The following is a 13,813-nucleotide window of genomic DNA, read 5'->3' on the forward strand; positions in this document are numbered from 1 at the left end:
CGGCAGGCCGCGGCGGCCGGGTGGCCCGGCGGCGCGTCGCTCTCGTCCCCCACAGTGTGGTACCGAACGCCTCTCCTCCGTGGCCGGTCGGCCGGTGTTCAGCCCTAGAACGCGTGCTGGCTGAGCGGGAGGTGGTGCAGCCGCCGACAGCGGGACATTCCCGTCGCCGCGGGGTTCCCCCGCCTGGCGCAACTTCGCCCGCCGCGACGCGTCGGCGTCGCCCCGTCCGCAGTAGGCCGCCGGGCGGCGTACGCACGGCTGGGGGTGAATGGGGGGACCACCCGCAGGCAGCAAGCGACGCGACGCCATCAGGAGGGCCCATGACCTCGGCACACACGGCGGAACCGGCGACCGGAGCCAAGGGCGGGGGTAACGCGGCCGACGCGAGCGACGCGGCCGATGCCGACCGCGGGTTCGTCGCCGCGCTGGTGCCCGGCGTCGTCAAGGCGCGCGACGGCCGGGTGGTCTGGGACAGCGACGCCTTCGCTTTCCTGCGCGAGACCGTTCCGGCCCCGACGGTGCACCCGGGCCTGTGGCGGCAGTCGGCGCTGTGCGCGCGGCAGGGCCTGTACGAGGTGACCGAGGGCGTCTACCAGGTGCGCGGCCTGGACCTGTCGAACATGACCCTGGTGGAGGGCGAGCGCGGGGTCGTCGTCGTGGACCCGCTGGTGTCGGCCGAGACCGCCGCCGCGGCGCTGGGCCTGTACCGGGACCACCGCGGCGACCGCCCGGTGACAGCCGTGGTCTACACCCATCCGCACGTCGACCACTTCGGCGGCGTCCTCGGCGTGATCGCCCCCGAGGACGTCGAGGCGGGTGTGCCGATCGTGGCCCCGGAGCACTTCATGGAGCACGCGGTCTCCGAGAACGTGTACGCCGGCACGGCCATGATCCGGCGCGGCATGTACTTCTCCGCGTTCGGCACCGACGTCGGCCCCGAGGGCCAGGTCGGCATGGGCCTGGGGCTGGCGACGTCGTCCGGCTCGGTGGGTCTGCTCCCGCCGACGCTGGAGATCACCCGTACCGGGCAGGAGGAGGTCCTCGACGGCGTCCGGTTCGTCTTCCAGCTGACCCCGGGCACGGAGGCCCCGGCGGAGATGAACTTCTACCTCCCGGACCGGCAGGCGCTGTGCACCGCCGAGAACGCCTGCCACACCCTGCACAACCTGCTGACGCTGCGCGGCGCCCAGGTCCGCGACGCGCGGATGTGGTCGCGCTACCTCAACGAGACGATCGAGCTGTTCACCGGCACCGGCCGGGCCGAAGTCGTCTTCGCCTCCCACCACTGGCCGGTGTGGGGGCGCGAGCGCCTGGTGGCGTTCCTCACCGAGCAGCGGGACCTGTACGGCTATCTGCACGATCAGACCCTGCGCATGATGAACAGCGGCGCCACCGGCACCGAGATCGCCGAGGCCATGGAACTGCCGCCCGCGCTGGAGCGGGCCCGGCACGCCGGCGGCTACTACGGCTCGGTCTCCCACAACGTCAGGGCCGTCTACCAGCGCTACATGGGCTGGTTCGACGGGAACCCCGCCCACCTGTGGCAGCACCCGCCGGCCGAGCAGGGCCGCCGGTACGTGACCGCGCTCGGCGGGCCCGGGCCCGCGCTGGCGGCGGCCCGGCGGTTCGCCGACGACGGCGACCTGCGCTTCGCCGCCGAACTCGGCTCCCACCTGGTCTTCGCCGACCCCGACGACCAGCAGGCCCGCACCTTCCTGGCCGGCGTCCTGACGCGGCTGGGCCACGGCGCGCAGAACGCCACCTGGCGCAACTACTACCTCCAGGGCGCCTTCGAACTGCTCAACCCGGTGCCGCACACCGCCATCGCGCTGGCCGCGAGCATGGCCTCGGCGCTGAGCGTGTCCCAGGCCTTCGACACCCTCGCGATCCGCGTCAACGGGCCGCGCGCCTGGGACGAGAGCCTGAGCATCCTGTGGAGGATCACCGACACCGGCGAGACGCACCGCATGGTCCTGTCCAACGGCGTCCTGATCCACTACCCCGATCCCAGGGACACCACCGCGGACCTCACCCTCACCCTGGACAAGGCCCACCTGCTGCGCCTCCTCGCGGGCGGGGGCCTCGACGGCGTCACCCACGACGGCGACCCCGCCGTCCTGACCCGCCTCACCGCGCTCCTCGACGACCCCGACCCCGATTTCGCCATCGTCGCTCCCTGATCACCGCAGTCGTGCCCGCACCCCGGATCGGCTGCGCGCACCGCGTGCGGGGGGAGGGCCGGGTGGGCCCTCCCCCGGCGGGGTCAGTGGCCGCGGCGCAGCCACTCGCCGAGGTGCGGGGCCTCGGCCCCGATGGTCGTGGCGTCACCGTGCCCGGTGTGCACCACGGTGTCCCCGTCCAGCGTGAGCAGGCGGTCGCGGATCGACGTGATGATCGTCGGGAAGTGCGAGAACGACCGGCCCGTGGCGCCGGGACCGCCGGCGAACAGGGTGTCGCCGGAGAACAGCGCGCGGCTCTCGGGCAGGTGGAGGCAGATCGAGCCGGGTGAGTGCCCGGGGGTGTGGAGCACCTCCAGGGCCGTCCCCGCCACCTCGATCCGCGCCCCGTCGGCGGTGTCCACGAACGTCCGCTCCGGGTGGGTCATCTCCCACAGCTCGCGGTCCGCCGGATGCAGCAGGACCGGCGCGTGCAGGCGGTCGCCGAGCTGGGGCGCGACCGAGATGTGGTCGTTGTGCCCGTGGGTGCAGACGATCGCCACGACGTGGCGGCCGCCCACCGCTTCGGCGATCACGGCGTCGTCGTGGGCGGCGTCGACGACCACGACCTCGCGGTCGTCGCCGACCAGCCAGACGTTGTTGTCGACCTCCCACGAGCCGCCGTCGAGCTCGAAGACCCCGCTGGTGACGACGCGTTCGATGCGGGGGCCGCTCACAGGACCACCACCGAGCGGAGCACCTTGCCGGCGTGCATGGTGTGGAACGCGTCCTCGACGGCGTCGAGGCCGATGCGCTCGCTGACGAACTTCTCCAGCGGCAGGCGGCCCTGCTGGTAGAGGTCGACGAGCATGGGGAAGTCGCGCTCGGGCAGGCAGTCGCCGTACCAGGAGGACTTGAGGCTGCCGCCGCGGGAGAAGAAGTCGATCAGCGGCATGTCCAGGCGCATGTCCGGGGTGGGGACTCCGACGAGGACGACCGTGCCGGCGAGGTCGCGGGCGTAGAACGCCTGCTTCCAGGTCTCGGGCCGGCCCACGGCGTCGATGACGACGTCCGCGCCGAAGCCGCGGGTCAGTTCCCTGACCGCTTCGACGACGTCGCTCTCGGTCGCGTCGACGGTGTGGGTCGCGCCGAGCTCCCGGGCCCCGGTGAGCTTCTGCGCGTCGCGGTCGACGGCGATGATCTTCGACGCGCCCGCCAGGCGCGCTCCGACGACCGCGGCGGTGCCCACGCCACCGCAGCCGATGACCGCCACGGTGTCGCCGCGGCTGACGCTGCCGGTGTTGACCGCCGCCCCGAGCCCGGCCATGACACCGCAGCCCAGGAGGCCGACGACCGCGGGGTCCGCGGACGGGTCCACCTTCGTGCACTGGCCGGCGTGGACGAGGGTCTTGTCGGCGAAGGCGCCGATGCCCAGGGCGGGGCTGAGTTCGGTGCCGTCCAGCAGGGTCATCTTCTGGGCGGCGTTGAAGGTGTCGAAGCAGTACTGCGGGCGGCCCCGCTTGCAGGCGCGGCACTGGCCGCACACCGCCCGCCAGTTCAGCACCACGAAGTCACCCGGCTTCACCGAGTCGACGCCGCTGCCGACGGTCTCGACGATGCCGGCCGCCTCGTGGCCGAGCAGGAAGGGGTAGTCGTCGCTGATCCCGCCGTCGCGGTAGGTGAGGTCGGTGTGGCAGACCCCGCACGCGACCACGGCGACGACGACCTCACCGGGCCCCGGGTCCGGGACCACGATGTCGGTGAGCTCGGCCGGAGCTCCCTTCGCACGGGCGATCACGCCTCGGACCTGCTGTGGCATCGGCACTGTTCCTTCGTCGTTCGTGAGCCGGGTCCATGCGCGGAACGCGCATGCTCCAGCGAAGATAGCCGCCCGCAGGCCCGTCGAAGACCTGGCCTTACGACCAGGAGAACTGGACGATCGGCCAGCCGGGTGAGGGTGTAGGGTCGGCGCAATGCACGACACCCTGGCCCCGGCCGATGGTCTGCCCGCGCTGCGGGAGGTGGTCGCCGGCCCGCTGCACGACATCGCTCAGCGGTTCTCGCGGTTCCTGTCGGAGCAGTGGCCGCACGCCGCGCTCGTCATCTTCACCCGCGAGTGCACCGGGCGTCCGCGCAAGGTCGCCGGGGCCGCGGACCTGATCCACCAGGTCACCATCGACGAACTCGAGACCCTCAAGGCGGCCGTCGGCCGCGGGCACGCGCGGGGCACCACCGCCCGGATCGGCGGCGCCCCGCGGGCGGTGTGGGCGGTGCGGGACGAGGAGGACACGCTGCTCCTGCTGGTGCCGCACGGCGCGGAGCGGCCGGTCCCCCGCCCCGGCGAGTTGGCGGCGGCCTTCGGCATCGTGGCCACCTCGATCCGGCAGCAGGTCGCGCAGGCCAGCCCCGACTACCTCGCCGAGTCGCGCGCCGCCTCCAGTGAACGGGCGCGCACCATCGCGGAGATGGTGGCCGCGCACGAGACCTCGCTGGTGGCCATACTGGCCACGCTGCGCTCCTCCGCCCTGGACGACGCCAGAGCCCGGCTCGCCGCCACGGACACCGCGTCGGCCGCGCTGATCGCGCTGCGCTCGCTGCAGAAGACCGACCAGGAGATGTCGCAGGAGAACGTCCACGACGCGTTCGCGAAGCTGCGCAAGGACATCCGGCAGATGCTGCGGCACCACGAGGCACGGATCGAGTTCGCCGCTCCCCCGAGGAACGAGCGGCCGGTGCCGGGCGAGATCGCCTACGCGGCACGCGCGATGACGCGCGCGACCGTGCTGGCCTTCGTCGCCCAGCCCGAGCTGACGCGCGTCCGCATCGCCTGGAGCTGCCCCGGCTCCTCGCTGGTGGTCGATGTCCGCGACCAGGAGGCCGGGAAGCTCGACGTGCCGGCCCTGCGACGGCAGCTCGAAGGCCGCGCACAGACGTTGGGTGCCGTGATCACCCTGGACGCGGTACCGGGATGGGGCAGCCACGCGACGGTCGCCTTCCCCCTGGAGCCGCCCGCCGGCCGCGGCGGCCAGACCCGCCTGGCGGCCCTCAACCCGCGCGAGCGCGAGGTGCTCCGCCTCGTCGCGCAGGGCAAGCGCAACAAGGCGATCGCGACCGACCTGGGCATCACCGAGAGCACCGTCAAGTTCCATGTCGCCGGCCTATTCCGGAAGTTGGACGTGACCTCGCGCGGGGAGGCCGCCGCCCTCGCCGCCGGCGCCGACCTCGACTCCCCCAAGTGACCTGGTGCGCCGGGGAGTCACCGGCAGCGTGAAAATGGACCGGAGGCGCCCGAGATCGGGCTCGACATCGGTGGAACCCGGGGGGCTTTCGTCACCCTGTGCATGAACGTGCGCGACTTCGACCTGGCCGAACCGGCCACCGACCACGCCGTCTTCGTGCACGTCAAGCAGGTGGAGGCGGAACGCGCCCCGGGGCGGGCGGCTTGCGTCGGCCTGCACGTGATCGGCGAGCTGGTGATGTCCCCGTACTGACCGCCACCGCCCTGCGCCCCGGCGCTACCGGTCGTCGCCCTTGGTGGTGACCGGGGCGACGTCGGGGAGCCGCCGGTCGCTCGCCGACGTGGGGACCCGCCGCGTGACGGCGCTCGGCAGGGCGCCGAGGGTGACGACGCGGACCGTTGAACCGGTGCGGACGACGGCGAAGGAGGCGACGGAGGGCACGTCTTCGGGCACGGCGACGGTGTGGGACCCGGCGTCGAACCGGCGGTCGCACACGACCAGGGACGTGCTCGTGGGCTCCGGCGGGGTGAACGAGGTGCCCCACCATGCCTCGACGGTGACGTGGGCGGGCGCGGGCAGCATGACCCGCACGGTCCGGCGGGCGCTGTCGTACGCGATGTCCGCAGGGGCAGTGGTTCCGGCCGCGTCGAGGGTCTCGACCTGGGCGGCGATGACGCCGGCGATGCCGGCGAGTCCCTGGACGACGGTCACCCGCGGGCTGCGGGCGACGATCGCCTCGCGCAGGCGCTGTTTCGTGTCGGGCGGCACCATGCCGCCGAAGAGGAGGACGTCGAGCGCGCTGACGTCGTAGTCCTCCAGGACGCTGTCGAACTGGTTGGTCGCGTCGGCCGCGTAGCCCTTCGCCCGGAGCATCGCGACCGCGTCGAGCAGGACGCCGGGGCTGCGTCCGACGATGAGGACGCGCACGGGCGCGTCGTGGGCGCTGTTCATGAGTGGACCTCCTTCGTGGCCGTGGTGTCGAGAGGGGCCGCGGTGTGCGGGTGGCCGGAGACGGGCTCGGGGTGGTCCGCCGCCTGGGGGTCCTCACGGGCGTTGTTGGTCGCGAGCGCGATCACGGCCGCCGCGGCGGCGAACGCGGCTCCGATGGCCAGAGCGTGGCGCAGGCCCGAGGTGGTCGCGTCGGGCACGGCGACGCCGGTGGAGACGAGGTGGTGGATCCGCGCGGTTCCGGCGGCGGACAGGACCGCCAGGCCGAGGGCTCCGCCCAACTGCTGGGCCGAGTTGAGGATCGCGGCCGCGACGCCGGCCCGGCTCGGTCCGACACCGGCGTTGGCGGCGGTGGTGACACCGACGAAGACCGGCCCCAGGCCGAAGGCCACCAGGAGCAGACCGGGCAGGACATGCGCGGCATAGCCGCCGCCGACGGGGACCCGGCTGAGCTCGAACAGACCCGCCGCGGACAGCAGCGCGCCGGCGCTGATCACCGCACGGCTTCCGACCCTGGCCAGCAGCTTCGAGCCGATACCCGCGCCGATCCCGACGCCGACGGTGAGCGGCAGATAGGCGGCTCCGGCGGCGATCGGCGAGTACCCGAGGACGTTCTGCATGTACAGGGTGAGGAAGTAGAACATGGAGAGCATGCCGGCGAAGCCGATCAGCCCCGTCAGGTTGGCAGCCGCCAGCCCCGGGACGCGGAAGATGCCCAGCGGCAATATCGGTTCGGGGGTGCGGAGTTCGATGAAGACGAACCCGGTGAGCAGCGCGGCGGCGCCGGCCAGCTCGCCCCAGGTGCTGGCGGCTCCCCAGCCCTGGTCTGGCGCCTTGATGAGGGCGTAGACCAGGAGCAGCATCCCGCCGGTCATCACCGCGCTGCCCAGCACGTCGAACCGCGACGTCCGGGCGGCCGGACGGTCCCGCGGCAGCAGCGCCAGGACGGCGGGGACGACCATGACGCAGGCGATCGGGTTGACGAACATGACCCAGCGCCATCCCGGCCCCTCGGTCAGCAGGCCGCCCGCCAGGATCCCGACGGCCGACGACAGGCCGGCGATCGCGGCCCACACGCCCAGCGCGGACCGGCGGTCCCGCTGCCCGGTGAAGGTGGTGGTGAGCGTGGACAGCGCGGCCGGCAGCATGAACGCCGCGCCCGCGCCCTGGGCGAGCCGCGCCGCGATGAAGACGCCGGCGTCACCCGCGAAGCCGCCGGCCAGCGAGGACAGTCCGACAGTTGCGGTGCCGGCAAGCAGGACGGTGCGGCGGCCGAGCAGGTCGGCCAGGCGACCGCCCAGCAGCATGAGCCCGCCGTAGGTGAGCAGGTACGCCGAGGGGACCCACTGCAGGCTCTGCACCGAGAAGCCCAGCGCGGTCCTGATGTGGGGAAGTGCCACGTTGGTGATCGACGCGTCGACGAAGTCGAGGAACGCCACCGCGCACAGGAGCGCGAGGATCCGTCGGCCGCGCCAGGACGCGAGCGTCAGCGGAGCGGGATCTGCCGCCACCACTACCTCCTATGTTGGCCTTGCCAATGTTGGCACGTCCAACATAGCTGATGTGGGTGGCGCCAACAACCGTTACGCTGGCGGGGTGCCCGCACCCCACGGCCCCGACGGCCGCACCCCCGCCCGGCTCGAGGGCCGCGCGACCTGGCTCGTCAGCAGGGCGCACGCCCGCGCGTTCGGACTGCTGAACGCCGGCTTCGAGGCGCACGGCGAGGGCCTGCGCGGCTACCACTACCGACTCCTGGCCGCGCTGGAGGAATGGGGACCGGCAAGCCAGGCGGAGGTCGGCCGCAGCACCGGGATCGACCGGAGCGACGTGACCGCGGTCCTGACCGACCTCGAGGCGCGCGGCCTGGTCGTGCGCTCCGTGGACCCGGCCAACAAGCGGCGGAAGATCGTCACCATCACGGAGCAGGGAGCCGCCCGGCTGCTCGAACTCGACAAGGTCATCGACGGCATCCAGCGCGAGTTCCTCGCACCCCTGACCCCCGCGCAACGCCGGCAGTTCCTCGGCCTCGTGGCGCTTCTCGCCGACAAGCGCTGACGATCCGGCGGCCGTCCACCAGGAGACCCCGCGCGGGGACGACGGCGCGGCCGGCCCGGCGCCCTTGCCGCTGGCCGCTGTTCGCGTGTCCCGGCCGCCGCTGCCGTGGCGCCGGCGGCGCGCCCCGCCGCGGCTCACACCGTTTCCTGGACGTCCAGTTCGGCGAGGAGGCTTCGGATGCGCTGCTCGATCTCGTCGCGGATGGGGCGTACGGCGTCGACCCCTGGGACAGCGTTGCGGCCTGGATGCCGGAACCGACCACCACCGCGACCAGGGCGGCCGTGCCGACGAACTCCGCGGCCGCCCGGCGGGCGAGCGGGATCGGATCGCTCACGCCGGGGCACCGGCCCTGCCGGGCGCCGGGGCGATCTGCAGCAACGAGGACAGCCGGGCCCGAGCACCCGGGATCACCCAGTAGTAGACCCAGGTGCCGCGTCGCTCGGAGTCGGCCAGGCCCGCTTCCCGCAGCGCCTTCAGGTGATGGGAGATCGTCGGCTGGGACACGTCGAACGGGCCCGTCAGGTCGCAGACGCACGCTTCGCCGCGACTCGTGGGAGGCGATGAGCGACAGCAGCCGTAGCCGCACGGGTCCGACAGCGCTTTGAACATGCGCGCCAGGTCGACCGCGTCGGAGGCGTCGAGCGGTTCGCGGACCATCGGCGAGCAGCACGCCGCCTCGGTGTCGTCCTGGCCGAGGACCCGCAGTTCTGACTTAGACGTGCGTCTATGTTGACGCCTGTCGATTCCGGTGGCAACCTCGGACTTGTCGAGCTGCATCGAAGATCATCGATACAGAGTCCCGTCGGAGGGAGACGTCATGTCCCGCGTCCAGCTCGCCCTGCGTGTCGCAGACCTCGAAGGCTCCATCGCCTTCTACTCCAGGCTCTTCGGCGTCGAACCCGCCAAGCTGCGCCCCGGATACGCCAACTTCGCCATCGCCGAGCCCCCGCTCAAGCTGGTGCTGATCGAGGGCGAAGGCGGCGAGGACACCCGGCTGGACCACCTCGGCGTCGAGGTCGAGTCCACCGGCCAGGTAACCGCCGCCACCGGCCGCCTCCAGGAAGCGGGCCTGGCCACGTTCGAGGAGAACAACACCTCCTGCTGCTACGCCCTCCAGGACAAGGTCTGGGTCACCGCGCCCGGCAAGGAGCCCTGGGAGGTCTACGTGGTCAAGGCCGACGGCGACCATCTCGGCAAGAGCGCCGTCGACGGCGGTGCCGCCTGCTGCGCGGGAGGCGACCGGTCCGAAGCCGTCGCAGCCTCCGCCGCCGGGTGCTCCTGCGGCAGCTGACAGCCGCACCACAGGCGCACCGGACGGGCGGTGCGCCCCAGGAACACCGCCCGCTCAACCGAGCGCCCATCGCCGAGACTTATGGCGTGGCGCCGATCGGAACGGACAAGCAGCCTGAACAAATCCGGCGAACCGCTGCGGTCACGGCACTAGGTTGGCGGTATGAGCCTCGACATTCCTGACCAGGTCCGCAGGACGGTCCTTGCGGACGGGAACGCGTCCTGGCTGGACGAGCTGCCGGGCGTGGTCGACTCGCTGGCCCAGGAGTGGGGTCTGACGATCGGGTCCAGCCTGGCTGGCGGTCACGCCGCCCTGGTCGTCGAGGTGACGCTTGATGACGGAACTCCGGCGGTCCTCAAGATCGGTGTGCCAGGTCGGGACGTCGGGCACGAAGCCACGGCGTTGCGCCTGGCGAACGGAGGGGGCTGCGCCAAGCTGCTGGGCGAGGACCTGGGTCGACAGGCCCTTCTGCTGGAGCGCCTTGGGGCTCCGATGCACGACATCGTCGCCGACCCTGCACGCCGCCACCTCTTGCTGTGCGATGTGGCCGTTCGCCTGTGGCGTCCGATCGGTCCCGACAACGGCCTCCCCACCGGCGCGACGTTGGCTGAGCAGTACGCCGATCGGCTGCCAGGGCTATGGGAGCAGGCGGGGCGACCGTGTTCGCCGGCGACTGTGGCGGACGCACTGAACTGCATGAACCGTCGTCGCCTTGCCCACGACGACCGGTCCGCGGTTCTGGTCCACGGCGACATCCACGAGATGAACGCCCTGCGGGCGAGTGACGGCGGCTTCAAGCTCATCGATCCGGCCGGGCTGCGGGCCGAACCGGCCTGCGATCTCGGCACCATCGTGCGCTGCAACCCGGACCTCGGCGACGACCTGCGGGCGCGGACCGGGCAACTGGCTTCTCGCACGGGCGTGGACGCCACCGCCATCTGGGAATGGGGAACCATCCACCGAGTCGTCAGCGGCGTCTACGCCTGCAGCATCGGCTTCCAGCCCTTCGGCGATCTGCTGCTCGCCGAAGCGGACCGCCTCACGGCGTAGCCACCGGCCGGGGCGACCTGCCAGCCCTCGTCCCACCAGCCTCTGGGCATCCCGAGCTTGTAGGGCCGGTGGTGGTCGTTTGCCACGACGAAGCGTTGGATCAAGCCCGCACGGTGCCGGATCGGCCGTCACCACACGTCCAACCGCCATGACGAGCAACCCGGCGGACCCTGCGGTCACAACCCTAGATCCAGGGAGTCGGGGCGCCGAGCGTGGCGAAGTCGATCGCGTCGATCTCGGCGTAGCACGTGCCCTTGGCGAAGCGCACGGTGTTGGCGCCCTGCCGGAGGTGGACGTCGACGCCGGTCATCGACCACTCCTCCCAGCCGTAAGGCGGGTAGGCGACGGTGGTGGCGGGGGCGTCGTCGACGGTGAGCAGGTGGGTGCAGACGGCGCCCATGCCGTTTCCGGCGCGCACGTACATGCGGTAGGTGCCGGTGTAGGGGGCGGTGACGGCGTACTGCAGATAGCTGTCGGCGTTGTCGATGTGACCGGCCTTCACCCCGCCGGAGGCGGTGGGGCTGGACGGCAGGTCGGCGTCGTGCACGGTGGCGTAGGCGGGGTTCTCCGCCTCCCAGCGGGTGACCGGGGAGGAGACCAGCGCGGAGTACCAGCGCGCGGCCATCTTGGAGTAGCCGCCGGCCGTCGGGTGCACGCCGTCGGCCAGGTCGGCGGTGGTGAGCGCGGCATGCATGGGCACGAAGTGCACGTGCCTGCCCTGTGCGGCGAGCGCGGAGACCACGCCGGGGACGGCCGCGTTGTACTGCTCGGCGCGGCTTTCGAGGACCGGGTCGGCGAGCGGGATGAGGTCGCAGACCAGCACGTCGGCGCCGGGGGCCGCGTCGGTGAGGTGCGTGAGCAGTGTGGACAGCCGCGCCGGGGCGCCGGCCGGGTCGTGGTTCTGGACCATGTCATTGGTGCCGATGTGCAGCAGGATCGTGCGCGGCGACGTGGCGCGCACCCAGTCGGCGGCGTGCGCGTCGATCTCGTCGATCCGCCAGCCGGGGTGGCCCTCGTGGTCGTGGTCGCCCAGCCGCGCCGGGCCGTTGGACTGCGAGCCGACGAAGTCGTCGGTGTGGCCGTCGGCGGCCAGGTACTGCCACAGGTCCGCGCGGTAGCCGCCGGGCACGTTGAACCCGTCGGTGATCGAGTCGCCCAGCGGCATGATGCGCACGCCCCCGTTGGACTCGCCGGCGGCGGGCGTGCCGAGGCGGAACTGCTGGGCGGCGGTTCCGTTGCAGTCCCAGATCTGCAGGCGGGTGCCGTTGGCGGTGGCGCCGCCGGGGCTGTCGAGGCAGCGGCCGGACTGCGGGTTGAACAGCGAGCCGTCGGAGCGCTGCTGCCACACCTGGCCGCCCACGCCGTCGCAGTCCCACAACTCGACCTGGGTGCCGGCCGCGGTCCCGTTGCCGTTGATGTCCAGGCATCGGCCGAGGGTCTCCAGCGTCCCGTCGGCGTCGGACGTCCAGTGCTGGTCGGCGGCCTGCGGCTGGCACGCCCACAGCTGGACGGGAGCGCCGTTGCCGCCGACGTCGTCGCCGCTGACGTCCACGCAGGTGCTGCCCGGTCCGGTGATGCTCGCGCCGGCGGGCACGGCGGACGCGTGGCCGGTGGCGAGGATCAGTGCCGCGCACAGCAGGCAGAGGGCGGCCAGGGCGGCGGATGCGGACGGACGTCGGCGGGTTCGCGGAAGCCGCGGCTGGGGAGCGGGCATTGCGGTGTCCCTCCATGGGGGTCGGAGTGGGGCCGGCCCGGGTACGCCTGTGCGGGGAACCCCGGGCCGGGGAGGCCGGCCGTGCCCCGTGCACGCCCGGCCCGGGTCCGAGGTGCTCCCGGGCCGGGCGGTGCGAGGGGCGGTGTGTGGGTCAGCTGGTCTGGAGGGTGAGGCCGTAGCGCGACAGGATCGGGTTGACCGGCTGGAACCAGGTCTCGCCACCGGACGTGCAGTCGCCGTAGCCGCCGGAGGTCACGCCCTGCGCCTGGTCGCCGCTGATGAACGAGCCGCCGGAGTCGCCCGGTTCGGCGCACACGTTGGTCTCGGTGAGCCCGTAGACGCTGCCCTGGCTGTAGTTGACCGTCTCGTTCATCCCGAGGACCGTGCCGCAGTGCCAGTGCGTCGTCGATCCCGAGCGGCAGATGGAGGAGCCGACCGGCGCCACGGCGGAGCCGTGGACCAGCACGTCGGAGACCGTGCCCCAGCCCAGCACGACGTTGACGGTCCACCAGCCGCTGCCCACGTTGACCCAGGAGTAGTCGTTCCCCGGGAACGTGCCGGCCTGGAAGTTGCCGACGTAGGAACCGTCCCAGCCGTACACCGCCGCCCCCGTCTGGGCGCAGTGGCCGGCGGAGATGAAGCCGCCGTACACCGAGAAGCCGATGGAGCAGCGGATGCCGTGGCTGTAGTACGGATCGCCGCCGACCGTGCCGGCGGACAACGTTGTCGGCTGCGCGGCGGTGGCGTTCACCGTGACGACGTGCGCGGTGTCCTGCCGCTCGGCCTCGTCGACGAAGGAGCGCACCGCCGCGTCCGAGGCCGCGCCGGCCCGCACGTCGATCACGACCCGGTTCGACTGCAGGTCGACGCCCCAACTGCTCACTCCGGCAGGCGCCTTCCGCTTCCTGGACAGCGCGTCGATGCCGGCCTTCGCCGAGTCGAGCTGGGCGGCGGTGTGGTGGACGACCGTGGTGGCCGCGCCGGTCCTGGCGACGGCCTTCGCCGCCTGCGCGTCGGTGACCGCGACGACCAGCCGTCCGCCGGACGGGTCGAACCAGGAGCCGCCGTACGAACTCCCGGCGGCCTTGCGCGCCTTGGGCTCCAGGGTGGTCGCGTCCGCCTGCCGCTGGATCTGCTGCCGGGCCTGGGCCCGGGTCAGGCCCAGGTCGTGGACCATCGCCGTGACGACCGCTTCGGAGGCGTCCGCGCGGGCGGGGGCCGCCGGGGCCGCGGTCGCCGTCATCGCGCCTGTGCCGCCCAGGGTCGCCGCGGCGAGCGTTAAGGAGACGGTGATGATCGCGCCGAGTCTGCGTTTCATGGCACGTCCTTCGAGGTGGGGGGAGACCGCTCCAAGAGAGCG

13 protein-coding genes are annotated in these 13,813 nt (G+C 72.7%); 6 read left to right on the top strand and 7 right to left on the bottom strand.

Features of this window, described 5'->3' with window-relative positions; translation table 11 throughout:
• Positions 1 to 320: 320 nt before the first annotated feature.
• A complete protein-coding gene (locus ACH4TG_RS16130; RefSeq protein WP_398242906.1) occupies positions 321 to 2,180 on the top strand; it encodes an alkyl/aryl-sulfatase in 1,860 nt (619 codons plus the stop codon).
• A gap of 83 nt (positions 2,181 to 2,263) precedes the next feature.
• Here the strand turns inward: ACH4TG_RS16130 and ACH4TG_RS16135 are convergent, their stop codons facing one another.
• Together ACH4TG_RS16135 and ACH4TG_RS16140 are read right to left on the bottom strand one after the other, a co-directional pair.
• Complete coding sequence (locus ACH4TG_RS16135) at positions 2,264 to 2,893, bottom strand: MBL fold metallo-hydrolase (protein ID WP_398242907.1); 630 nt, start codon at positions 2,891 to 2,893, stop codon at positions 2,264 to 2,266.
• Entirely contained in the window at positions 2,890 to 3,975 is a 1,086-nt protein-coding gene (locus tag ACH4TG_RS16140) for an S-(hydroxymethyl)mycothiol dehydrogenase (protein WP_398242908.1), read from the bottom strand. Before ACH4TG_RS16140 ends, ACH4TG_RS16135 begins: the two co-directional genes overlap by 4 nt.
• Positions 3,976 to 4,129: 154 nt before the next feature.
• Here ACH4TG_RS16140 and ACH4TG_RS16145 point away from each other — a divergent pair, with 154 nt between their 5' ends.
• Entirely contained in the window at positions 4,130 to 5,395 is a 1,266-nt protein-coding gene (locus ACH4TG_RS16145; protein ID WP_398242909.1) for a LuxR C-terminal-related transcriptional regulator, read from the top strand.
• 102 nt (positions 5,396 to 5,497) lie between these two features.
• Entirely contained in the window at positions 5,498 to 5,647 is a 150-nt protein-coding gene (locus ACH4TG_RS16150) for a hypothetical protein (RefSeq protein ID WP_398242910.1), read from the top strand.
• 24 nt (positions 5,648 to 5,671) lie between these two features.
• Here the strand turns inward: ACH4TG_RS16150 and ACH4TG_RS16155 are convergent, their stop codons facing one another.
• Together ACH4TG_RS16155 and ACH4TG_RS16160 are read right to left on the bottom strand one after the other, a co-directional pair.
• Positions 5,672 to 6,346 carry a hypothetical protein gene (locus ACH4TG_RS16155; protein ID WP_398242911.1) on the bottom strand — a complete coding sequence of 225 codons (675 nt, stop codon included), beginning with the start codon at positions 6,344 to 6,346 and terminating at the stop codon, positions 5,672 to 5,674.
• Positions 6,343 to 7,854, bottom strand: a complete 1,512-nt coding sequence (locus ACH4TG_RS16160) for an MFS transporter (RefSeq protein ID WP_398242912.1) — start codon at positions 7,852 to 7,854, stop codon at positions 6,343 to 6,345. Before ACH4TG_RS16160 ends, ACH4TG_RS16155 begins: the two co-directional genes overlap by 4 nt.
• A gap of 85 nt (positions 7,855 to 7,939) precedes the next feature.
• On the opposite strand from ACH4TG_RS16160, the gene ACH4TG_RS16165 reads away from it, so the two are divergent.
• A complete protein-coding gene (locus ACH4TG_RS16165; protein WP_398242913.1) occupies positions 7,940 to 8,398 on the top strand; it encodes a MarR family winged helix-turn-helix transcriptional regulator in 459 nt (152 codons plus the stop codon).
• Between the two features lie 330 nt (positions 8,399 to 8,728).
• On the opposite strand, the gene ACH4TG_RS16170 is transcribed toward ACH4TG_RS16165, so the two are convergent.
• Positions 8,729 to 9,175, bottom strand: a complete 447-nt coding sequence (locus ACH4TG_RS16170; RefSeq protein ID WP_398242914.1) for an ArsR/SmtB family transcription factor — start codon at positions 9,173 to 9,175, stop codon at positions 8,729 to 8,731.
• Between the two features lie 40 nt (positions 9,176 to 9,215).
• Here ACH4TG_RS16170 and ACH4TG_RS16175 point away from each other — a divergent pair, with 40 nt between their 5' ends.
• Both ACH4TG_RS16175 and ACH4TG_RS16180 read left to right on the top strand, forming a co-directional pair.
• On the top strand, positions 9,216 to 9,689 hold the full coding sequence (locus tag ACH4TG_RS16175; RefSeq protein ID WP_398242915.1) for an ArsI/CadI family heavy metal resistance metalloenzyme: 474 nt from the start codon (positions 9,216 to 9,218) through the stop codon (positions 9,687 to 9,689).
• Between the two features lie 162 nt (positions 9,690 to 9,851).
• The gene (locus tag ACH4TG_RS16180; RefSeq protein ID WP_398242916.1) at positions 9,852 to 10,739 is read left to right on the top strand and encodes an aminoglycoside phosphotransferase family protein; all 888 of its coding nucleotides are present in this window, start codon (positions 9,852 to 9,854) and stop codon (positions 10,737 to 10,739) included.
• A 184-nt stretch (positions 10,740 to 10,923) separates the two neighbouring features.
• Here the strand turns inward: ACH4TG_RS16180 and ACH4TG_RS16185 are convergent, their stop codons facing one another.
• Positions 10,924 to 12,453 carry a ricin-type beta-trefoil lectin domain protein gene (locus tag ACH4TG_RS16185; protein WP_398242917.1) on the bottom strand — a complete coding sequence of 510 codons (1,530 nt, stop codon included), beginning with the start codon at positions 12,451 to 12,453 and terminating at the stop codon, positions 10,924 to 10,926.
• Between the two features lie 151 nt (positions 12,454 to 12,604).
• Entirely contained in the window at positions 12,605 to 13,771 is a 1,167-nt protein-coding gene (locus tag ACH4TG_RS16190) for a S1 family peptidase (protein WP_398242918.1), read from the bottom strand.
• Between the last annotated feature and the right edge of the window lie 42 nt (positions 13,772 to 13,813).

This window comes from Streptomyces sp. NPDC020917, assembly GCF_044333795.1.
Classification (GTDB): Bacteria; Actinomycetota; Actinomycetes; order Streptomycetales; family Streptomycetaceae; genus Actinacidiphila.

What these genes read in the sequence shown, in the direction of transcription:
- ACH4TG_RS16170 (WP_398242914.1), bottom strand. Translation starts at nt 9,175, where the DNA reads ATGCAGCTCGACAAGTCCGAGGTTGCCACCGGAATCGACAGGCGTCAA.
- ACH4TG_RS16180 (WP_398242916.1), top strand. Translation starts at nt 9,852, where the DNA reads ATGAGCCTCGACATTCCTGACCAGGTCCGCAGGACGGTCCTTGCGGAC.
- ACH4TG_RS16175 (WP_398242915.1), top strand. Translation starts at nt 9,216, where the DNA reads ATGTCCCGCGTCCAGCTCGCCCTGCGTGTCGCAGACCTCGAAGGCTCC.
- ACH4TG_RS16190 (WP_398242918.1), bottom strand. Translation starts at nt 13,771, where the DNA reads ATGAAACGCAGACTCGGCGCGATCATCACCGTCTCCTTAACGCTCGCC.
- ACH4TG_RS16130 (WP_398242906.1), top strand. Translation starts at nt 321, where the DNA reads ATGACCTCGGCACACACGGCGGAACCGGCGACCGGAGCCAAGGGCGGG.
- ACH4TG_RS16150 (WP_398242910.1), top strand. Translation starts at nt 5,498, where the DNA reads ATGAACGTGCGCGACTTCGACCTGGCCGAACCGGCCACCGACCACGCC.
- ACH4TG_RS16145 (WP_398242909.1), top strand. Translation starts at nt 4,130, where the DNA reads ATGCACGACACCCTGGCCCCGGCCGATGGTCTGCCCGCGCTGCGGGAG.
- ACH4TG_RS16185 (WP_398242917.1), bottom strand. Translation starts at nt 12,453, where the DNA reads ATGCCCGCTCCCCAGCCGCGGCTTCCGCGAACCCGCCGACGTCCGTCC.
- ACH4TG_RS16155 (WP_398242911.1), bottom strand. Translation starts at nt 6,346, where the DNA reads ATGAACAGCGCCCACGACGCGCCCGTGCGCGTCCTCATCGTCGGACGC.
- ACH4TG_RS16140 (WP_398242908.1), bottom strand. Translation starts at nt 3,975, where the DNA reads ATGCCACAGCAGGTCCGAGGCGTGATCGCCCGTGCGAAGGGAGCTCCG.